19 protein-coding genes are annotated in these 21,428 nt (G+C 36.4%); 3 read left to right on the forward strand and 16 right to left on the reverse strand.

Annotation, left to right across the window (positions count from 1 at the left end):
• Positions 1-18: 18 nt before the first annotated feature.
• Together ABF682_RS06350 and ABF682_RS06355 are read right to left on the reverse strand one after the other, a co-directional pair.
• Entirely contained in the window at positions 19-720 is a 702-nt protein-coding gene (locus tag ABF682_RS06350; protein WP_415619306.1) for a LiaF transmembrane domain-containing protein, read from the reverse strand.
• Between the two features lie 3 nt (positions 721-723).
• A complete protein-coding gene (locus ABF682_RS06355; protein WP_289980183.1) occupies positions 724-1,173 on the reverse strand; it encodes a LytTR family DNA-binding domain-containing protein in 450 nt (149 codons plus the stop codon).
• 300 nt (positions 1,174-1,473) lie between these two features.
• Here ABF682_RS06355 and ABF682_RS06360 point away from each other — a divergent pair, with 300 nt between their 5' ends.
• The 3 genes from ABF682_RS06360 (at position 1,474) to ABF682_RS06370 (ending at position 4,875) form a co-directional block, all read left to right on the forward strand.
• Positions 1,474-2,781: a GntP family permease gene (locus ABF682_RS06360; protein WP_289980185.1), complete on the forward strand. Its 1,308-nt coding sequence runs from the start codon at positions 1,474-1,476 to the stop codon at positions 2,779-2,781.
• Positions 2,782-2,796: 15 nt separating this feature from the next.
• Positions 2,797-3,942, forward strand: a complete 1,146-nt coding sequence (locus ABF682_RS06365; protein ID WP_415619307.1) for a glycerate kinase — start codon at positions 2,797-2,799, stop codon at positions 3,940-3,942.
• A 93-nt stretch (positions 3,943-4,035) separates the two neighbouring features.
• Positions 4,036-4,875 carry a YitT family protein gene (locus ABF682_RS06370; RefSeq protein WP_289980189.1) on the forward strand — a complete coding sequence of 280 codons (840 nt, stop codon included), beginning with the start codon at positions 4,036-4,038 and terminating at the stop codon, positions 4,873-4,875.
• Between the two features lie 127 nt (positions 4,876-5,002).
• Here the strand turns inward: ABF682_RS06370 and hisC are convergent, their stop codons facing one another.
• From hisC to ABF682_RS06440, 14 genes are all read right to left on the reverse strand, one after another.
• Complete coding sequence (gene hisC, locus ABF682_RS06375) at positions 5,003-6,112, reverse strand: histidinol-phosphate transaminase (RefSeq protein WP_415619308.1); 1,110 nt, start codon at positions 6,110-6,112, stop codon at positions 5,003-5,005.
• 126 nt (positions 6,113-6,238) lie between these two features.
• Positions 6,239-7,606, reverse strand: coding sequence for an NAD-dependent succinate-semialdehyde dehydrogenase (locus tag ABF682_RS06380; RefSeq protein ID WP_415619309.1), 1,368 nt, complete (start codon positions 7,604-7,606; stop codon positions 6,239-6,241).
• A gap of 17 nt (positions 7,607-7,623) precedes the next feature.
• Positions 7,624-8,904, reverse strand: a complete 1,281-nt coding sequence (locus ABF682_RS06385) for an aspartate aminotransferase family protein (protein ID WP_415619310.1) — start codon at positions 8,902-8,904, stop codon at positions 7,624-7,626.
• A gap of 21 nt (positions 8,905-8,925) precedes the next feature.
• Positions 8,926-9,666, reverse strand: a complete 741-nt coding sequence (locus tag ABF682_RS06390) for an amino acid ABC transporter ATP-binding protein (RefSeq protein WP_289980198.1) — start codon at positions 9,664-9,666, stop codon at positions 8,926-8,928.
• A gap of 12 nt (positions 9,667-9,678) precedes the next feature.
• Positions 9,679-10,365: an amino acid ABC transporter permease gene (locus tag ABF682_RS06395; protein WP_289980200.1), complete on the reverse strand. Its 687-nt coding sequence runs from the start codon at positions 10,363-10,365 to the stop codon at positions 9,679-9,681.
• A gap of 22 nt (positions 10,366-10,387) precedes the next feature.
• Positions 10,388-11,218, reverse strand: a complete 831-nt coding sequence (locus ABF682_RS06400; protein ID WP_289980201.1) for a transporter substrate-binding domain-containing protein — start codon at positions 11,216-11,218, stop codon at positions 10,388-10,390.
• Between the two features lie 18 nt (positions 11,219-11,236).
• The gene (locus ABF682_RS06405; RefSeq protein WP_289980204.1) at positions 11,237-12,076 is read right to left on the reverse strand and encodes a dimethylarginine dimethylaminohydrolase family protein; all 840 of its coding nucleotides are present in this window, start codon (positions 12,074-12,076) and stop codon (positions 11,237-11,239) included.
• Between the two features lie 14 nt (positions 12,077-12,090).
• Entirely contained in the window at positions 12,091-13,734 is a 1,644-nt protein-coding gene (locus tag ABF682_RS06410; RefSeq protein ID WP_415619311.1) for a M20/M25/M40 family metallo-hydrolase, read from the reverse strand.
• A gap of 411 nt (positions 13,735-14,145) precedes the next feature.
• Complete coding sequence (locus ABF682_RS06415; RefSeq protein ID WP_289980208.1) at positions 14,146-14,562, reverse strand: GtrA family protein; 417 nt, start codon at positions 14,560-14,562, stop codon at positions 14,146-14,148.
• 84 nt (positions 14,563-14,646) lie between these two features.
• Positions 14,647-16,446 carry a DUF2207 domain-containing protein gene (locus tag ABF682_RS06420; protein ID WP_415619312.1) on the reverse strand — a complete coding sequence of 600 codons (1,800 nt, stop codon included), beginning with the start codon at positions 16,444-16,446 and terminating at the stop codon, positions 14,647-14,649.
• A gap of 45 nt (positions 16,447-16,491) precedes the next feature.
• Positions 16,492-17,397, reverse strand: a complete 906-nt coding sequence (locus ABF682_RS06425; protein ID WP_289980214.1) for a Gfo/Idh/MocA family protein — start codon at positions 17,395-17,397, stop codon at positions 16,492-16,494.
• A gap of 218 nt (positions 17,398-17,615) precedes the next feature.
• Positions 17,616-18,938, reverse strand: a complete 1,323-nt coding sequence (locus tag ABF682_RS06430; protein ID WP_415619313.1) for an APC family permease — start codon at positions 18,936-18,938, stop codon at positions 17,616-17,618.
• A complete protein-coding gene (locus tag ABF682_RS06435; RefSeq protein ID WP_415619314.1) occupies positions 18,928-20,064 on the reverse strand; it encodes an amidohydrolase family protein in 1,137 nt (378 codons plus the stop codon). The genes ABF682_RS06430 and ABF682_RS06435 overlap by 11 nt, the downstream gene beginning before the upstream one ends.
• Positions 20,065-20,072: 8 nt before the next feature.
• The gene (locus tag ABF682_RS06440) at positions 20,073-21,425 is read right to left on the reverse strand and encodes a glutamine synthetase family protein (protein ID WP_415619315.1); all 1,353 of its coding nucleotides are present in this window, start codon (positions 21,423-21,425) and stop codon (positions 20,073-20,075) included.
• Between the last annotated feature and the right edge of the window lie 3 nt (positions 21,426-21,428).

Below are 21,428 nucleotides of genomic sequence, written 5' to 3' on the forward strand. Positions count from 1 at the left end.
CACTCCCAAAAATAGTTATTAAATATACTTAATTTTTAATTCTGCTAGATTCAAATTCCCACTGAGATATATTTTCTTCTCAAAAACATTTCCTTCTTCTTGTGCAGTATTAACTTCGCTCAATACACTGTTGATATTGACAGAAATCTTCCATTCTTTAGGGAAGAACAATATTATTTCACTTAATGAGCCATTAATAAATATATTTGCTTCATTCCCTTCAATTTGGACATTATCAAAATAAACTTTTAAAGATGCAAGCCGCGCATCAATGGCAACTTGCTCAAGATTGTTTGCCTTGATATACCTAACACTGCTGGACATACTCTCATTGATTTTTATTTTCTTTTCAGAGGTATCCGTCTCAAGTGAACTTATTTTGTGTTTCCAATTCCAATACCATTTTCTATTCTTGCCAAATGATTTAAAGATCATTGACAACCCCGCGCTCACTAAGAATGCAACTAAAATAATCGTCCATGTTCCTAATCTTTCAATCCCTAATTCTTTGGCATAAAGGATTACCAAAAGTGCTATTGAAAAGACACTTTGTAAAATTCTCCTGTATACCATCCCCTGTACCAATAAAAATATAAACAACACAGTCAATACAATTGTCCAAAATTTAAACTGAAAGCTAATAATTTCTAATTTTGTTGAAACAAGTAATATTGCAAGTATCAAAATTATAATTCCTAAAAAGAAGCGTTTTGCTCTCATATTTTATTTTTCCCTACTTTCTAATCTTTTTTTTACATCCTTAAAATATTTTCGCGAAACATATATTTGCTTATAAGACTCATGAAACGCAACCAAGTTTCCTGTTAAACTACGTGTTAGCGTGTATACTTCATCCAAATTAATAATTGCTGATTTCGAGATTCTCATGAAATTTTGCGGTAACAACTTTTCAAGCTCATACAATCTTAAGTGTGTTTCAAATAAATCAGTTTTTGTATGTGCATTTACACTTCTCTCATCAGTTTCAAAAAAGAGTATATTAGAACTGCTTATGTGAAATTCTGCTATTCCTTGAAATAATTTAATTTTTTTGTTGATAACCTTTCTTGAAATTTCTTCATACAATTTTTTAATATCATCAGTTTGTCTAGCAGCCCGAATAACCACTTCAGTTTCTTCAACCGCTTCATCAATTTCTACTCTAATCTTCATACGCTCTTTCCCTTCTAGTTAAGTACACCATATGTCGTTAAAAAGGTAAACTGATTTTACGCAAGTGGTCGTTTTTTTTGTTTAAAGTGATTATTCTAATAACATCGACTTAACTTTTTAAAAAATTGTGATTAAATTAGCTTATAAAAATAAAAAATAAATAGGTACTTTTAACGCATATATTTTATTACAAACACTTATCCAGCAACACACAAAAGGGCTTGTAATTATTATCACATATGAGTACAATGTACTCTGTTGTTTATTTTGATGCTTTTTTCACAATTAGGAGGTTTTTAAATGAGTTCCTCTCTTACGATTTCTTGGTGGGCTGCATTAATCGGTTTGGCGATTGCCATTATTTTAATTTTAAAAAAGGTTAACCCTGTTTATTCACTGATTTTAGGTGCCATAATCGGTGCCTTACTTGGTGGTGCAAACCTAGTCCAAACAATTAATATTTTAATTCAAGGTTCACAAAGTGTTATGGGCACAGTTTTACGTGTCCTTGCAGCAGGAATGTTAGCCGGCGTCATGATGGAATCAGGAGCCGCTGATACGATTGCCCGCGCAATTGTCACTAAACTAGGTGATCGCTTTGCACTTTTTGCATTATCCCTAGCCACAATGGTCATTACAGCCGTTGGCGTTTTCATCCCTGTCGCTGTTCTAATAGTTGCACCGATTGCCCTAGAAGTCGGACAGCGCATGCATATCTCAAAGTTATCCTTACTAATCGCGCTTTCTGGAGGTGGAAAAGCAGGTAACATAATTTCGCCTAATCCCAACACAATTGCTGCTGCAAAGGGATTCAACCTGCAGTTAAGTCAAGTTATGGTTGCTGATTTAATCCCTGCCATTTTAGCACTTGCAATGACAATTTTCATCGCAAACTTGCTTAAGAAAAAAGGGACGATGATCACAGACCATGATTTTGAATTACCTAGTAGTTCAAAATCTCTCAAACAATTGCCAACTTTGAAAACTGCACTTGTAACTCCCTTAGTAGCGGTTGTCTTGCTATTATTAAATCCAATTGGTTCCCTTCTCCATATTACTTTTCTAACTAACTTAAACTTAGATGCGCTCTACATACTCCCCTTTGCCGCTATTATTGGTACGATTGCTATGAAACAGAGCAATAAAATTCGTGAATATGCAGCCTCTGGGATAAATCGAATGACGGATGTTGTTTTGATTTTAATCGGTGCTGGTACAATTGGAGCGACCATTACCTCTTCAAACTTACCAGAACAAATCATTAATTTGATTAAAATTAGCCATATTTCAGGTGTTTTACTTGCACCATTATCAGGAATCTTAATGGCAGCAGCTTCTGCTTCGACTTCAACAGGTGTTATCTTGGCAACAGGATCATTTTCAAAAGCAATCCTAGGATTTGGAGTTACTCCGCTTGCTGCAGCTGCTATGGTTCATACAGGAGCAATCGTAATTGACCAACTTCCCCATGGTAACTATTTTCATGTCACTGCAAATGCAATGCATATGGACATCAAAGAACGTTCACGGTGTATCCTTTATGAGTCTATCATAGGACTTACAGCTATGGTAGCTGCAACAATTATTTTTGGTTTTCTAAAATTTTAAGTGAGGTTTTTAAACATGAAATTTGTCATTGCTCCAGATTCATTCAAAGGAAGTCTAACAGCTAAAGAAGTTGCTTTGACCATAAAAAAAGGCATTTCGAAAATTTTCCCTACAGCCGTTTTTGAACTTGTCCCAATGGCTGATGGCGGCGAAGGAACTGTCCAATCTCTCGTCGATGCTACAAATGGTACCATTATTTCGAAGGAAGTCACCGGCCCTCTCGGGAAAAAAGTAACTGCAAATTATGGCTTGCTTGGAAATTCTAAAACTGCTGTAATTGAAATGGCCGAAGCAAGTGGGATTGGCTACATTAATAAGACAACAGCCAACCCACTAATTACAACTACTTTTGGAACAGGCCAGTTAATTCTTGACGCTCTTGATCACAATGTGGAAGAAATTATTCTTGGCATCGGTGGTAGTGCTACAAATGATGGCGGTGCTGGAATGGCTCAGGCTATTGGTGTCCATTTGCTAGACTCAAAGGAAAAAGAATTACCATTTGGTGGTGCAGCCTTAATACGGCTTGCTAAAATCGACACTCAAAATGTCGATTGCCGTTTAAGTAAGGTCAAGATAGTGATTGCATCCGATGTTACTAATCCATTGACTGGTAAAAATGGTGCCTCCGCAGTTTTTGGCCCACAAAAAGGAGCAACTGCAAAAATGGTACAGCAACTAGACGAAAGTTTGGTTCATTACTCAAAAATGTTGCAGAAATATCTGAAAAAAAATGTGGCAGCATTACCCGGGGCAGGTGCAGCAGGCGGATTAGGTGCAGGACTATTAGCTTTTACTACAGCACAAATGAAACACGGAATTGATATCGTTGTGGATTATTCAAACTTGAAAAATAAAATACAGGATGCAGACTTCATCATCACTGGTGAGGGTGGAATTGATTTTCAAACTAAATATGGTAAAACACCATTTGGAGTTGCGCAAACTGCTAAAAGTATTTCTCCCAACTCTCCTGTAATTGCTCTTGCTGGATATGTAGGTAAAGACGTCGATGCTTTGTACCAAGACAATGTAATAGATGCTATTTTTTCAACCGTCTCTGGTGCTAAAAGTCTAGAATGTGCATTTAAAGATAGCGAAGCAGACATTGCACAAACTTCTGAAAATATTGCACGTCTAATTAACACTCTCAAGTCCTAGAACTTAAAATACTGATTTTGGTACAAGAATTCTCGCGTCATTATTGGATTTTTGGTAAAATATTACTAACAAGTAATACGGAAGGAGTCATCTATGCCAAAAAACCTCAGCAAAAGACCAATAATTAATTTTTTGATACTTGTCGTGGCACTTGAAATAATAGTTATCTCTATCAATTTTTTCTACTCACCAATTGAGGTTGCAGCAGGTGGGGCAACTGGAATTGCAATCTTGTTGAACGCTTCTTTTGGGATTAATACAGCAATTTCAGTCCTAGTAATAAACATCATTATGATTATTTTGGCTTTCTTCTTTTTAGAGAGAGAAGTTGTTCAAAAAATTACATTGGGTAGTTTACTGTTACCCTTTTTCATGTATCTAACACCTAGTTTCAAGATTGTTGATGACTCTCTCCTCGCGGTTATTATTGGTGGAACAATTTTTGCAATTGGAATTGCAATGCTCTATCGCATTGATGCTTCTAGTGGTGGAACAACTGTGCCACCGCTAATCATCCGTAGGTACTTTCATATCAACACTGCGATTTCACTCCTAGTTATTGATTTTATTGTAACCTTCTTTAATATTTTTACGATGGGATTAAATGCCTTCTTTTTAGCCGGTTTTTCGTTAGTCATTACTTCTATGGTAATGCGCTATATAGAGACAGGCTTAGATCACAAATTTCAAATTCAAGTCATGAGCCTCCATAAAACAAAGGAAATTCAGGCAATGGCTCTCAATGTCGATCACAGCCTGACCGTATATGATGTTCGCGGCGGTTATAGTGACAACCAAAAAGCAATACTAATGCTCGTTGTCGACAATCAAAGCTATGGCCCATTACTGCGCGCAATTCATGCAATAGATCCTGAAGCTTTTATCGTTACTTCTAATGTCGTTAAAGTTCATGGTGGTCGCCTAGGGCTTTAGTATATTTATGTTATTACAAAAAAGAAGCAACTATGCCAAAAAATGAATCACTTCTCAAAAAGTTATACCGAAATATCTATTTTTTGGGAAGATCATTACACAGGACATAGTTGCTTCTTTTTTAATTTCAAATAATTTCAGCCAATTTATTAAGCAAGAAATTATTTTCTTCTTTTCTTCCAATCGTTATTCTCACATACTCGGGATAGCCCCAAGCATCACATTCACGAATGATAACTCCCTTTTCCATGAGCTGTTCACATAATGCTGCAGAATAATAACCATCAGGTAACTTTGCAAAAATAAAATTTGAACTTGATGGAATAACTGTAAATCCTTTTTCACTCAAAGCAGCACTCATTCGTTCACGTTCTTCTAAAATAAACTCTTTTATCCTATTTGCTTGTTCCTGATCCTCTAATAAAGCAGCTTTCGCAGCAAAAAGTCCGGTTCGGTTTACACAAAATGGTTCCGTAATTGTATCAAACGCACTAATTACTGGTGCTTGAGCCATAATGTAGCCAACTCGAGCTCCAGCCATCCCGTAGAACTTAGAGAAAGTTCTAATAACAATTAATTTCTTATTCTTCAAAAGTTCCACTATCTCAGGACGCTGATCCTCATCTATAAAGTCAGCATATGCTTCGTCTAACACGACCCATACATCCTCGCCAACATTTTCGATGAACCGTTCAATCTCTTTTCTATCATTGATTACTCCAGTTGGGTTATTAGGATTGCACATCCAAATTAATTTTGTCTTATCAGAAATACTTTCTTGCAAGACTTCCAAGTCATACGTGAAATCTGCTTTTACTGGAACCTCTTTGATACTTGCTCCCATCAAGATTGAAACTTCTCGATATAAACGATATGTTGGCTTAGCAACTAAAACCTCATCACCCTCATCGATTAATAATCTAGCCACTGTTTCAATTACATTGCCGGCCCCACTCCCTAATGCAACATTTTTGATTTCCAAATTATTAATTTTAGCGAGAACTTCAGTTAATTCTACATAATCATCTTCAGGATAACGATTAATTACTTTTAAACTTTCCTGCATAGCCTTTTTTGCATTCTTATAAGGACCAAATGGATTTTCATTCGAACCTAGCTTAACAACTTTATCCAATCCGTATCTTCTTAACACCGACGCTTCTGTTTCACCAGCTATATATGGCTTACAATCATTAACTTGTTTCCGTAAGTTCAAATACATTACACGCTCTTCCATGATGACCTCCAATTTTTAAAAAAATAACAAACACGTTTATTCGTAATAAATAGAGAGACTAAATCAAAATTTAACTTTTGACCTTGCCTCTCTCTTATTGCATCTGGTCTGCGTTTATAAAATCACTCAATTAAACACAATTATCTTTTCATTAGCAAATTCATAGAGCCCTAAGTCACTCATTTCTCGACCATAGCCAGAATGTTTTACTCCACCAAATGGCAGTTCCGGATATGCCCCAGACGGACGGTTAATAAAGACTTGCCCTGTTTCAATCTCAGAGGCAACAACATGTGCTCTTTCTACATTCTGCGAATATACTGCCCCAGCTAGTCCAAAGAAAGAATCATTAGCCAACTCAATCACGTCTTCATCGTTAGAGACAACATAAACTTGTGCCACTGGTCCAAAAAATTCTTGGTAATAGGCTGGATTTTCGGGTTTAATATTAGTTAAAACAACTGGTTTAAAGAAATAACCGTTGCCTTGAACAGAGCCACCTCGAACTAAAACATCAGCACCATTTGCAACAGCATCTTCCACCTGCTTTTGAAGTCCTTCAACTGCATCTTTTGAGGATAATGGTGCTAATTCAGTATCTTCAGCTAGTGGGTCTCCTAATTTAATGTTAATAAATTTCTGCTTTATACCTGCAATAAATTTTGCAGCAACAGCTTTTTCTACAATGTAGCGCTTAGCTGAAGTACATACTTGACCTGCATTCCGCAACCGCGCACCAACAGCATCGTTTATTGCCAATTCAAGATCCGCATCATCAAGTATTACAAACACATCACTACCGCCAAGTTCCATCGTCGATTTAATCAGACTTTTGCCTGCTTGTCCAGCAATTATCCGCCCCGCATCTTCAGATCCTGTTAAAGCAACACCTTGTACCCTCTCATCCGCAATAATCTCAGCAATTTGATCATGTGACACAAAAAGATTAGCAAATGCACCAGCACCAAGATCTGCTTCTATTGCCAAATCTTCGAGTAATTTTGCACATCCTGCAACAATTCCTGCGTGCTTGAGAACAACTGGGTTCCCTAACAAATAGTTAGGTGCTAAAACTCTTATGACTTGTGAATACGGAAAGTTCCAAGGCTCAATGCTTACAACTATCCCAATCGGATGATGTTCCAAAAGTGCCTTTTTGCCAGCTGCATATGCATAAGTCTTAGGTTCTAGTAAGTCTGGTCCTTGTTCTGCATAATAACGAGCTAAATTTGCACACAACAAAATCTCACCTTTACCCTCAGCAACTCTTTTTCCCATATTAATTGCAGCTTCTGTTGCTAATTTATCTTGATTTTTCTCAAGTATTGCAGCAAATTCCAACAATTTTTTTGCTCTTTCCGAAACTGGGACCTTTTTTTGAGCCTTATAAAAATTTTGGGCTTGATCCAAGCGTTCTGCAATCTCACCATTAGACATCAACTCATATTCCTTTACCACTTTACCAGAGTATGGATTGATAACCTTATATGCCATATTACGACCCCTTTCCATTACTGAGTTAGACTTTTTGCTACACTTCGATCAATGATCTCTAATGCTTTATCAATAACATCATACGAAACTATCAAGGGTGGAATGAAACGAATCACATTATGAAATACTCCACAATTCAACAAAATCAGGTGCTCGTTCAATGCTTCTGCTCTAATTTTTGTAACCAACTCCGTAGCAGGTTCATTAGTTTGGGGATTTCTAAATTCTACACCAATCATTAATCCCAAGCCACGAACACTACTGATTACATCATATTTATTTGCCAGCAATTCTAGTTTTTCTTTGAAATAGGTACCCTTCTGTCGTACATTTCCCAGGAAATCATCATTCATAATATCCAAAACCGCATTTCCTGCAGCACACGCAAGCGGATTCCCACCAAATGTACCTCCATGTGCTCCTGGTTCCCATTGATCCATATATTCTGATTTTCCAATTACTGCACTCAAAGGAATTCCATTTGCAATTCCTTTTGCAGAAGTCAAGATATCGGGTTGAACTCCATAATAGTCTTTTGCAAACAAGTGGCCCGTTCTGCCATAGCCACTCTGAATCTCATCAAAGATCAATAATATGCCGTGCTCATCACAAATTGCTCGTAATTTTTCTAAGAATGTTTTAGGAGCTGGTAAATAGCCACCTTCTCCTTGAACTGGCTCAACAACAATGCAGGCAACCTGAGATGGTGCCAAAACACTATGAAAGAGATTCTCCAACTGAGTTACACATCTTGCAACCTCATCATCAACACTCAATTTCGAATTGTAAACATCTGGAAAGTCAACATGATAAACTGGCGGCAATACGCCTTCATAGTTCTTACGATACTGTGCATTTGAAGCTGTCATCGCAGCCGTCAGAAGCGTTCGTCCATGGAATGAACTTGTAAATGCAATTATTCCATTTCTCTTTGTAACACTCAATGCGAGTTTCACAGCTCCTTCATTAGCTTCAGCACCACTGTTAGAGAAATAGACTTTATAATCTTCTCCCACTCTTTTCACTAATTTTTCAGCCAATTCAATGTATGAAGGATAATAAACGACATTGTGCCCGCCATGCACAAGTTCATGCAACTGTTTTTCAACTGCCGCAACAACTTTGGGATTATTATGTCCGCAATTAACAACGCCTACTCCAGCTGCAAAGTCGAGATATTGTTCGCCATCTTCAGAAGTAAGATAGACCCCTTCTCCTTTTGTTACACCGAGTTTTGTTGACCTCTTCGCAACAGGAGGCAATACTTCTAATGAACGTTCATATAAAGACTTAACCACATTATCCACTCCATTCACGGCCTACATCACTTTAGATAAAAATGATTGTGTCCGCGTATTTTTAGTTTCTTCAAAAATATACTTTGGATTACCACTATCAGCAATCTTTCCCTTATCCATAAATAAAACTTTATCTGCAACATTTTGAGCAAAAGACATCTCATGAGTAACGATAATCATCGTCATCCCATCAGCCGCCAATTTTTCCATTACACCCAGTACTTCTCCAACCACCTCTGGATCAAGTGCGGAGGTGGGTTCATCAAATAACATGACTTCGGGATTCATGGCAAGTGCCCGCGCAATTGCTACACGTTGCTGTTGTCCTCCTGATAACGATTGCGGATATGCATCTGCCTTTTCAGACAATCCAACCTGCTTCAATAAAGAATGCGCATGCTCAATTGCTTGCTTTGGTGTATCTACTCTCAGCTTAACAGGCGCAAATGTAATATTCTCAAGAACAGTCTTATTTGGGAAAAGATTAAATTGCTGAAAGACCATTCCCATTTTTTGTCTGAGTGCCCGTAATTTATCTTTGCTGGCACTATTTAGTTCCTCTCCTTCAAAGATAACATTTCCGGAATAATCACCTTCAAGTCTGTTTAGACATCTTAACAAAGTACTTTTCCCACCACCAGATGGTCCTATCAAAACAACCTTCTCTGATTTTCTTACTGTAAATGAAATATCCTCAAGAACAACATTATCCGCATAAGCTTTTTTCAAGTTCTTTACTTCAATAATATTTTCTTCTGCCATTGGTTGCCCTCCCTAATTACTCTGTATATATTTGCGACCCATTCTTCTTTCTACTATTTGCATTAGCTGAGAAAGAACAAAAGTGAGCACAAAATAGATAATTGCCGCAACGATTAAAGGAGGAACAAAATTATACAAGGTTCCACCTACTCCAAGGGCTTGCGCTGTAACTTCTTGGACACCAATGTAAAACAGCACTGAGGACTCTTTGACTAATGAAATAAATTCATTACCTAATGCAGGTAAGATATTTCTAACTGCTTGAGGTAATATAATCGAAAACATTGTTGTTCTTTCACTCAATCCTAATGATATTCCTGCTTCAGTCTGACCCTTTGAAATTGAAATAATACCTGAGCGGAAGATCTCAGCTGTATATGCGCCAGAATTTATTCCCAATGCAATTGACCCGGGAATAACTCTGTCCAATCCAGAACCCAAAAACTGAATCTGTGGCACGGCTAATACATTAGAAAGTGTATAATAAATCAACATGACTTGAATCATTGCTGGCGTTCCACGAACAATCGCAATATAAACGCGTGCAATATAAGAAAGAGCCTTGATCTTCGATAGCCGGAACATTACAAAAATGAGGCCCAAAAGGATGCCGATAACGATACCGATTATTGAAATTAAAATTGTTTGCGCAGTTCCTTCAAGAAAAACTGGATAGTACTGCTTTAAAAAATCGAACATTGTCTTCACCCTTTACTTTTGACTACTTACTGTATTTAGTTTGTATTTTTTCAGCCTGCTTAAATAATTTTGTCATTTCCCCACTCTTTTGTAACTTTGTAATTTCCTTATTTACTCTCTTAAGCAGGGCTTTATCACCTTTTCTAAGGGCAACATTAACTTGACGATATTGCTTAGGTGTTGTTAATTTAACTTTTGCAACTGCATATTTATCTGGATATTGTTTTAAATAATTATTCGCAATTTCATTTTCAACAATCACTCCATCCAACTTTCCTTCAGAGAGCTCAGTTGTTAAACTAGTTACCAGACTTTCTGTAACTAAATTACTATTTTTTAACTGTGTTTGCCCAATTTCTTGTTGTGTCGTGGATTGTTGTGCACCTACTTGTTTACCTTTTAATGAAGAAATAGAATTATATTTATCAGCATCTTTCTTTTGAACTAATAAAACATTTTCAACCGTATAATAAGATTTTGAGAAAGCAACTGCTTTTTTACGTTGATTTGTCGAAACCATTCCAGCAAGTATCAAATCAATTTTGTTACCCTTTAATTCAGAAATTAAAGACGAAAATTCAGTATTCTCAATCTTCAACTTAACGTGCAAGTCGTTAGCTATCTTTTGTGCAATCAACATATCATATCCAACAATCTGTTTCTTTCCATTTTTTACTATTGGAAATTCAAATGGTGCATAGTCAGCAGATGTTCCAACGACCAAAGTTCCCTTATCCTGAATTTTCTTAACACTATTATCAGAACTCGAACTGCTACTGCAACCCGCTAGTATCAATCCTAAAGCAAGTGTTGCTCCAATAACTCCCAATCCCTTTTTGAATCCTTTTTTCATAGTAAACCCCTCCAGTTTTTATATACGATCTAGCGGAAATGTCATACAATGTGGTCCCCCACCTGCTTTTAAAGTTTCAGTAATATCTAATTCGATTACCTCCATTCCATGTTCACGCAAGGCATTGTTCACATCTTTATTTTGTTCCAATGACAAAACTCTATGTTGGCCTAAGCTTTCCAAGTTGCACCCATGTTGAAATATCGCTTCTTCAGGGACTTTAATAATTTCGATCTTTAATTTCTTCAGTAGCTCCTTAAATTCGATTGGTAACCCCTCTTCGTATGCGACTGCTAGATTGTCATCAACCAGATTAAAGCACATATCTAAATGCAAGTATCGTGAATCTGCTGGTACAGGATAGACCTGGTACCCAAGAGGTTTTAGTCCCTCTTTCAACTCGTTAAATCCCTCCATATTGGTTCTTTCGATTATTCCGACCGCAATTATATCTTCTCGTAAAAAAGCAAAATCACCACCCTCAAAAAGTCCTTTTTTTACTTCTAAGAGTTTAGGAATTCCTAGTTCTGCCATTTTTTCTTCATATGCTGCATGCTCCGCATAACGTAATGGTTCCTTGAAATTACCTAATATATATCCTTCCTTTACACATCCACCAAAATCGCGTGCAAAAACCGAATTAGTCATGCTCTCTTGAGGTGTCAGCTGCTCGACTTGCACATCTGCTTTTGCGTAAGCATCTAGTAACTGCTGATATTCGTCTAGCAGCTTTGCCTTATCTAATGGTTGATCTTGATATTTTTTTGAAATTTCATTAATTGGTGCAGCCTCATCCAAAAAAGTAGGAGGACAGGTTAAAACTTTTTTTAATACCGCTGTTCCATTTCTTACAAACATATCTTCTATTCTCCTTAATCTTGCCAAATTTTTTGAGTGTAGTTTCTAATTAGCTTAGGCAGTATTCCGAATGAATAAGGTTTATAAACCCTTTCCTTCCAAGTATGCGCACCTTTGCCATAAACACCAATATCAACTGCAGGAATGTTTAACTCTCGCATTTTTTCATAAGGTAACGGATATAGTTGTTCTACAAGTGGAAAATTATTCTTCATCTTTGCTATTTCTTGTGGAGTTTCATCAATCATTAAATAGCTGCTGTCCGACAAATATGGGAAGAATTGTTTCATTGTAAAATCAATTTTTTCGTTGTTTTTCTGTAACACCTCTTCTAAATCCTGATACACCTTTGAGTCTTGTGAGATGCTGTTATGCGGACAAAATGGAGGCGCCAAGAATAAAACAACTTTGGCCTCATTATCGTTAACTTGCTGATCAAGATAGTCAATCAGCTCAAATCCAGCAGAACGCTTATCTAATTCAGGGTTACTGATGATAAAGCTGTCAATAAGTGACTGCCAATCAATTCCCAAATCGTCCAGGTGATTAAGATATTCCTCAAAGCTGTATACATTGAGTTTGCGTGTATTGTCAACCTCTGGAAAATTCAATTTGCTAAGAAATTTATTTTCGCGCTGCCTTGCTTCATTCACTAATTTTCCACAATCTGACTTAACCGCGATCTTTAACTGTTCAATGATTTCAAAAACCGGTTTCTTATACGTAAAGGTATTGAAATACATCTCAGTTACTTTTGCTGTCTGCACATTATAAAAATCCTTTTGATCACGCAACATAAGGCACGAAGATGGTAAGATTTCTTCACCTGGAATATCTTCAACAAAATCAGGATTATTATTGATTAATAGGTTAATGCGACTTGCAATTAACGTTGAATCTATCCCAGCGTAAGTGTTACCTACATGAGTCTCAATTCCCTTAATATAGAAACAAGTCAATGTTTTGCCAGCAGCGCCGTAATAAATATATTTCTGTGTATCACCAGCATACTTAGGACTAATAAAATCAGTGTTGATAGCCACACTATATTGTAAATTCCATTCTTCTTGTAATCTCTTCAACTCATCTAAAGCAGCAATTACTCCACTATGATCATTTTCTTCCACACAATTACCCATGAACAATAAATTACCTTCTTGAAGCTCTGGGTGTTCACTGAAATATAATAAATTAACAATATTTACAGCGTCTCCGCTTTTCATATCTAGCGCACCCCTACCGAAAAGCCAATCTCCCGTGTCTGCATCATTTTGAACTTCACGATCACTATCATAATTTGTAAAATATTGTTCTAGATAAGTCGGATCCAGTGCCTTCTCCTTAATTGATCCAAAGTCTTCCAAACCAACAGTATCGAAGTGAGAATGATATAAAACTGTTTTTTGAATCCCTTCTTTACCGAGAAACGCAAAAATATTTTTTCTTCCTAATTCATCCCCCTCAATCTTCTGTGTCCAAACCCACTCAGGATGTTTCTTGAAAACCGTAAAGGTTCTAAGGATTTTTTCAAGTTTCTCCACTAAAACAACTTCACCTTTTGTTCCGTTGACACTTTTTGTGGCGACTAATTCTCGTGTTAATAACTCGATTCTCTGTTTTTCATCTGGAATTGTTTCTAAATCAAATGCTGACTTCATCTTATCACTTCATTCTCTTAATTTATATCGAATTATAATTTATATATTTCTTTATGTCAACAAACATCACATTATATTTTTTAATACTCATCTCGTGAAAAAAGGACATTTTTATGCGTTTTCACTTCTCATATTCATCTTTAAATACTATTATATAAGGATTGTTACAATTGGAACCGTTTACTTTTGAATTTATAAAAAAAGTATTATTGACTATTTATTTTCTTTCAAAATAAATTTTTGCTATATGCTTAGTTTTACCAACCCGTTTTTTTATTATTCATTAGAAAATGAATAGAAAAAATGACACCAGATGTTGCTCTCTGGTGTCATTATCTTTCACGCTTAAAAACATAAGTTTTCTTAGTTACCGACCCTATAAACTACGAAAAAATTATAATATAGAAAATATTAATGAATTGTTTTCTTAAAAATATACCACTTACTGAAGAAATAGTTAGCAGCAACCACAATAACATTATCAATTATTTTGACCAAAAGTGGATTCCATCCTAATAAAGAAATCCCTACCCAAGTAATCACGATATCCAGCACTAATGTTACCGATCTATAGAAAAAAAATGCACCTGACTCGTGTAAAGATTCTTTAAGAGTCCCAAACGGTGTCTTAAATACCCATAGCTTATTGGAAATATACGCAACAAGAACCGAGACGAACCACGCAATCACATTCCCGACTTGGTAATTCAGACCTTGTAAATGCCAGATTTCAAATATTCCGATATTAATTACAGTTGTTGCTCCACCCCAAAAAAGATAAGCAATAACCTGTTTGTATTTTTCAAAAAGCTCAATTAACTTATTCATGATAAACCTCAACTAAAAATGATTTTAATAGTACCTGTATAATTGTACTACAGAAATCCATACTAACCTAGACCCCTTTGTGATTTAGAAGGCACCGCCACCGGATCCACCCCCAAAGCCGCCAGACGAACCACCACTGAAGCCGCCAGAACCGCCACTAACGGAACTATTATAGTTCGTAATTGCAGAACTCATACTTGTTGTCATTGTATCGTTGAAATTCCAATTTCCACCAAGCAAAATTGGATAATAGACACCCATCGTAGTGAGTTCAGCTGTCGCAAAATTAATTTTCAGCGCATTTATTACCTTCTTTGCCAATCCTAATGAAACTGCATAAGGTAAAATTTGTTCCCACAACACTAGGTCACCAACTTTTTTCATATCGAAATTTCCGATATCATTAAGCATTCCTCTGAAACACATAATCTGATACTTTAGTGCCTGTCCTTTTTCAGAATATGGTGCATGTGACCGATAATAATGGATACAGGAAAATACAAAAACAGCATACAAAATTACTAAGAAGCCACATACAATAAAGTTGTTTGCTAATAAAAACAATGTAGTCACTGTGACTAATGTTGTGACGATTAGCCATGCTAAGGCTTTCTTCCTCAAACTTATATTCCGCTTATCCTTATATTCTATTTTATCTGCATCCTCCATAACCTTTTGTTGCCACAAAGAATATGCAGTAAAGAGCCCCTTACCTTCTTTTTTCTTCTTACCAAATTTCTTTAATTTAGACAACGTGAATTGATTCCCATCTCCGACAGTATTAAACAGGACTCTAAAGATACTATAGTCTCGAACAAGATTAGTATCTTTCAAAATAACGTTAAAATCCTTCTTCTTTTTGCTTGATTCTTCTATTTCGATTTGGTGATTAGCCGCTAGTTCTAACATAAATGCACTAAAAGCAGCAGTATCTGGTTTCTTATCCCGATATATGACTTGTGTAACCTCGGATGAAGGACTTGGAATCTCATACGAATGAACAATTGGACGCACCTTTTTGCTTTTATTTCCGGGATTCATATAACTCCATATAAACCATAAAAGAATTAAGATAATTATAAGAAAAAGCATAATTTTCTTAAAAAAGGATTTGTTTTGTTCTTGACGCTTCCTTTTTTCATTTGCTTCCATGACCAATGTCCGCTCTTTTTTCTGGATAGATTTTAAAGCATTTTGCTCACTAGTATTTTGATTTAGTGCAGTCACGCTTGTTGGAAAAACAATATGACTTTCAATAAAAGTATTAGCGGGATTCCTTCTCAATGAGATTTTTACATTTCCCTGTTTCTTGCTCACTATCGTCTTGCCGCTTAACTCTCCATGTGTCCAAGCTTGCAACTTTGTAATATTTTTTTGAGGCAACACAATCTTAATCTTGACATTATTGAGTGCAACATCCCAATGAGCCCCGATTATTTTCCAATTTAATTCAGCTGTATCTTTATAATTTTTGACTACCCCATGTAATAAATAATGATAAACAAAGGTCACTTCTTTGTTCGCAACACTGTGATAGACTTTTAGCTTTAACTGATTTGCTGATTGTATCTGAGAAAAAGTATTGTTACTTTTCTTAACAGACAATGGAATCTTCTCTACATTGCCATCTTCAATCGTCTCAACGCTTACGTTGGAAACACCACTAATTCCTTTAATATCTTGGTTATAATAGACCCCATGAAAAGAACCGTCAAAATCATATTTTATCTTTTGCGTTAACCAAACATTACCATCCTTCTGAACATCTGCATTCACATCATAGCTTTTAATATCAAAACCGTCAGCACTGACATTAACAGCACCCGCGATAATTCCGATAATAAAAAACAAGATTAATATCAGTATTCTTTCAGATATTTTCACCGTACCTTTTTGTGTCTTCAGTATAATCTCCCCCAAATATAACTTTTATTGCTGAATTTTATTTATTATTTCATCGCAGATCTTATGGCTTAAATAAACGTTTTTCTGCCGCAAATCACTTGATGTCATCGTCTTGACTGATGTTATAAAGTTAGCCACCATCTGCTCAAATCCTCTAACATAAAGCGGGTTATCCCAATCATCAAAAGAAAATGTCTCATTGCTATTTTCGTGATATATCTTCAATTGTGCAAGATTTTCCAGTACATAGGTTCCTGTACTGCTCGTCACTTCGTATAATTCCCGGTTAGAACCGCTATTTAAATCCATTGTCAGATTAACAAGTGTCTTTGCAGTCTCTATTGTCAACGTGATCATCTCCAGCTTACCCGCATTTTGAATGATCTTACTATTAGTTTGAATGATTTTATCATCAAGCAAATAAACTGCCGTATCGACAAGATGAATGAAAAGATCATAAATCATAAATTTTGGATCGCTAATTGCATTGACCCGATTTTTCTGCAATGAAATAATTCTTTTATTTTTAACTTTCTTTAACCGCTCAACCATTGGAGCAAACCGCCTATTAAACCCAATCATTAATATTTTAGATTGCTTTAATGCCAGCCTTTGTAGTTCTTTAACTTGCTTTATGTTCTCACTAGCCGGCTTATCTATAAAAACATGAATCCCCTTTTCTAAGCATTTTCTAGCGAGTTTATAATGAGCAGCTGTCGCACTGTGGATAAAGCAAGCATCAATATTTTGCGCAACAAGCTCATCAACAGTTTTGACAGTTTTCGTCAAATTATACTGTTTCGTTAGTTTGTTTCGGACTTCTTCGTTTCGCGTTGCAAAAATAAAATCTGCTTGATCTCTGATTTTTGAATACGTTGGTAAATAGGCTTTTTGCGCAATATTGCCTAGTCCAACCACTCCTATTTTCATTAATTACAACCTCCTTCAAAATTTCGTTCTCATTCTTATACTTAAAGCCTATCATATTTGACCGCTATATAATATTTTAGTTTTTAAAATAATTCTTTGCTGTACTTTCGTAAAAGAAAACGAATTCCTTTTAAATTATTTTTATACATAAAAAGCGAAATAGGTCATTCATCCTAAAGATGCACTCCCCTTTTCGCTTAACTATCTCATTTAAAATATTAACGTTTCTTCTTTGGTATAAAAAAGCCGATTATTACCCAGATAAAGACAATGTATGGGAATATATTCATCGGCCACGCTGGAATTGGCCACAAGTTGCTATAAATAGGAAAAGCCATTAGTAAAATTGCAACCAGCGGTATAAATAAAAGGAAAAGATTATTACTACCCTTTTTCCGAAAGAATGCAATTGCTCCAACACTGACTAAAACATAAACCAATAATAAAGCAATCACACCAATTGTCCCTAAATAATTATAATAATTTCCAGCGCTAACTCCAATTCCAATCCCAATTATTGCATAGAAAATCAATGACAGTATAGTTATCAAATCAAGTGCATGGACCGGTGTCTTTTTTGTTCCCTTTAGCTCACCCATCCAAGACATCAGATATCCCTCTTTTGCTAGTGCTTGAATCATAAAGGCTCCAGCATTCAAAGCACCGAAGTAACAGGCAAAATAACTGGTAACAGAAGCAAAATCTATAAAAATTGCCATCCAAGTTCCAACGTATCTAATTGATAAGTAATTCAAAGGAGCCGCTGAATTTTGCATTTTAACAATATTAGAAGTTCCAAAACCAATGATTTCTGTGTAGCTAACAACAAAATAGAAAATCATTGCAAAAACAACAGATCCAAAAATTGCAACAGTAATAGCTTTAGCAGGCTTCTTTGCTCTTGGTACAATTGTTGCTGCCCCTTCAAAACCCGCAAATGACATCAGGGCAAAAATCATCCCTGCTCCAATCCCAGAAACTGTTCCATTTGCTGGATCCAGCGGTTTGGAGGTAATTCCAGCATCGCCGCCTTGAAACAATATTGCTGCTGTCAAAATAATCAAAGCACCTACTGCAAACAGCTCCAAAATAATAGCAAATTTCGTAGAAAATTCAATTCCAAGGTGACTCAACGCTCCGCCAATCAACAAAACAGCAATCACATATAAAGGGATAGGAAGATTTATATCAAAATGCTTAAAAAAAACGTTCAAGAAATTGCCAACGACCGCCGAACTACTGAATGCAAATGTCACGTATGTTAAAACAAGTAGCCATCCAGAAATAAAACCGGTTTTTTCTCCTAAGGCTTTGGCATTATACGCATAGGCTGATCCTTCCCCTTCAATATTTCTCCCTAAGGTGACAAAAGAAATCCCAACAAATAATATGCCTATGCCCGCCAGCAAGAATCCGAGTGGTGCAACAACTCCTGAACTTGCTACTGCTCCGGCTGTATTAAATGCCATTGCTCCAGTTGGTGCTAACATAGCTACTGATAGTCCCATGACCTCTAATAACGATAATCTTTTATTTTTCATTTTCCCTTTTGTTTCTCGCTTTCAAATATAAATTAGTACTGGTTTGATAACAAATCATTCTAATCCATTGTTCTTTTTGCTCGGTTGGAACATCCTTCAATTTAGTAAAATGTTGAATTAATGCTTCCTTAAACCTTTTGGCTGCTACACCATACATCTCAGGATAGGTACTTGCATCAGATGCAAATAAGTAGCGTGAGTATGGTGCCAGCTCAAGTGCCTCATCTAAGACCCGTACGACTGAAGCAGGCCCTAATGGATTAATCAAAGAAGTATCAAAATATACGTTTGGAAACACACTGGCAAGATACCCTGCTTCACGATGATATGGATAACAATGTAATAAGACAACTATTAGACCTTTCATACTCCATTCATTCAAAAAAGAGCGCATCAATAATGGATTTCCTTCAAACATATCTGTATCCGCATCACCATACCCAACATGAAACTGCAAAGGCATTTTCTGTGCAACTAAAAGAGGTGCAAGATTCCATAAAATAAAACAGATGAGTGTTGCATCAGTCAAACGCGTCCTTCCGGATTCTTTCCAGCTAGTGAATGCCTTCATGGCATCTGCCACAGCCACCTTTTTGAGTCTAAGACCAAAACGATATGCAGCAATCGACTTAAATCCTACAAATCCATTTTTCTTAGCATCTGCCACATCTGTCGTTAAAGCTTGCCACCATTTTTCAAAACTATTTTCTTTTTGCATCCAGCTTTCTGCATGCGTTTCTATTCGATAAATTGTATAGACTGTGACACCCGTTATTTCCTGTGTTTCTGCTATGCTTGTTACAGGATCATTTGGAACAAAACCTGTATCGATTAGTAGCATTTGGTAATTATAGTGTCTAAAAATTGAACGGTTATATTCTATATATTCTTGCTTGGTAAAAGGTTGCAAGAAATTCTGATCGTTTTTTTTATAAAAATGCTTTGCCTCTTCCTTGAATGTCCACCAAGCCAGCCTATTTTTTGTATCTTCGATAGGATAACTATTAGCAGCTTCAGTCGAAACCTGAGCTAGTCGTGTTTCTCTGTCTTTAGCCTTCGCACTTATTAAATAGTGACAATGATGGTCCAAAAGCGGCATTGATTGAACAAATTCTGCTAAATCCATTTTTCCTCCTAGTATATGTCGCGATGTTCTGCTGCTATTTCTTCAGCAGTTTTATTTTCGAAATAAGCAATATCAGCTTGTTTAACTTTAATGTAAGTTTCAATCCCAAGCTTTGAGAAAGTTTTGATCATTACGGAGTCTTTTTTTAAGGCAGCAAGGGCATCACCCAAAGACTGTGGCAAGCGATTAATTTTCTTTTCTCTCCTCATATCTTCAGTCAGCGTTTCTGGTGCAACATCAACCGGTGTCAAAGGTGCTTTTTTATTCTTAATCCCCTCTAAGCCAGCACTAAGAATTCCAGCTAGGGCCAGATAAGGGTTAGCAGTTGCATCACTTGCCTTTAATTCAATATTCATTGAATTTGTTCTGTCTCCTCTAAAAGTTGAAGGAATTCTAATTGCCGCCTCTCGGTTATCCTTGCCAAACGTTGCATAAGCAGAACTCCAGTGACCTGGTTGCAGTCTTTGATAGGAGTTGACTGTTGGACAAGTAAGCGCGAGCAGCGCATCGATATGCTGCAACAGTCCACCAACAAAGTAATAACCAATTTGACTTAATTCCAATTGGTCATCCCGGTTATACAGAACATTCGTGCCATCCTTCCATAACGACATGTGGATATGGGCACCGTTAGAAGCAGATTTCAAATTCGGCTTGGGAGCAAATGTTGCATATAATTCATTATCTGCGAAAAATTTTTTTATGACTCTCTTCAATCTAATCTCATTATCACCCGCTGTCAGTGGATCTGTTGGTGCAATTGGCAACTCATGCTGTCCTGCACCTGCTTCTGGATAATATTCAACTGGATCTATTCCAACTTTGCGCAAGTTTTTAATAAGTTTTGGAAGAAAATGATATGTATTATCCATTGCTTCAGCCGCAAAGCAGATTTTGGGATTATAAGGTTCCAATGAATTATCTGTTTTTTGATACAAGGTAAATTCATTCTCATAGGTCATTTTTATCTCAAAACCAAGCTTTTTATATTCCGCCACAACAGCTTGGAGGGAAACACGCGGATCAAATTCCATCTTACAACCATCTTGATCCCGATAATCGCACATCATTGTCGCAACAGTTGGTGCATAGGGTAATATCTGTAATGATCTTAAATCTGGAACGAGCCGGTATTCTCCGACTGCATTCATACCTTCAATAGAAACAATCTCATCACGCATCGTTGAAGCTGGCATTGCCTTTGTAATCCCCATACCGGAACTCAAATGGTTTCCTATTTCAGAAAGGAAGATCGTCTTTCCGCGAGGAATTCCAGTATAGTCTACATAAATAAATTCCAGAAGCTCAATCCCTTGTTCATCCAAGTGATCAATTATGTTTTTTGTATTTTCTCCTAGCATATT

The organism is Liquorilactobacillus sp., assembly GCF_047719775.1.
In the GTDB taxonomy this organism is placed as follows: domain Bacteria; phylum Bacillota; class Bacilli; order Lactobacillales; family Lactobacillaceae; genus Liquorilactobacillus.

Coding starts and splice junctions, on each gene's coding strand:
- ABF682_RS06440 (WP_415619315.1), bottom strand. CDS start 21,425: ATGCTAGGAGAAAATACAAAAAACATAATTGATCACTTGGATGAACAA.
- ABF682_RS06425 (WP_289980214.1), bottom strand. CDS start 17,397: ATGAAAATAGGAGTGGTTGGACTAGGCAATATTGCGCAAAAAGCCTAT.
- ABF682_RS06355 (WP_289980183.1), bottom strand. CDS start 1,173: ATGAAGATTAGAGTAGAAATTGATGAAGCGGTTGAAGAAACTGAAGTG.
- ABF682_RS06410 (WP_415619311.1), bottom strand. CDS start 13,734: ATGAAGTCAGCATTTGATTTAGAAACAATTCCAGATGAAAAACAGAGA.
- ABF682_RS06395 (WP_289980200.1), bottom strand. CDS start 10,365: ATGTTCGATTTTTTAAAGCAGTACTATCCAGTTTTTCTTGAAGGAACT.
- ABF682_RS06390 (WP_289980198.1), bottom strand. CDS start 9,666: ATGGCAGAAGAAAATATTATTGAAGTAAAGAACTTGAAAAAAGCTTAT.
- ABF682_RS06435 (WP_415619314.1), bottom strand. CDS start 20,064: ATGGATTTAGCAGAATTTGTTCAATCAATGCCGCTTTTGGACCATCAT.
- ABF682_RS06365 (WP_415619307.1), top strand. CDS start 2,797: ATGAAATTTGTCATTGCTCCAGATTCATTCAAAGGAAGTCTAACAGCT.
- ABF682_RS06350 (WP_415619306.1), bottom strand. CDS start 720: ATGAGAGCAAAACGCTTCTTTTTAGGAATTATAATTTTGATACTTGCA.
- ABF682_RS06405 (WP_289980204.1), bottom strand. CDS start 12,076: ATGTTTGTAAGAAATGGAACAGCGGTATTAAAAAAAGTTTTAACCTGT.
- ABF682_RS06430 (WP_415619313.1), bottom strand. CDS start 18,938: ATGAAAAATAAAAGATTATCGTTATTAGAGGTCATGGGACTATCAGTA.
- ABF682_RS06400 (WP_289980201.1), bottom strand. CDS start 11,218: ATGAAAAAAGGATTCAAAAAGGGATTGGGAGTTATTGGAGCAACACTT.
- ABF682_RS06415 (WP_289980208.1), bottom strand. CDS start 14,562: ATGAATAAGTTAATTGAGCTTTTTGAAAAATACAAACAGGTTATTGCT.
- ABF682_RS06380 (WP_415619309.1), bottom strand. CDS start 7,606: ATGGCATATAAGGTTATCAATCCATACTCTGGTAAAGTGGTAAAGGAA.
- hisC (WP_415619308.1), bottom strand. CDS start 6,112: ATGGAAGAGCGTGTAATGTATTTGAACTTACGGAAACAAGTTAATGAT.
- ABF682_RS06360 (WP_289980185.1), top strand. CDS start 1,474: ATGAGTTCCTCTCTTACGATTTCTTGGTGGGCTGCATTAATCGGTTTG.
- ABF682_RS06370 (WP_289980189.1), top strand. CDS start 4,036: ATGCCAAAAAACCTCAGCAAAAGACCAATAATTAATTTTTTGATACTT.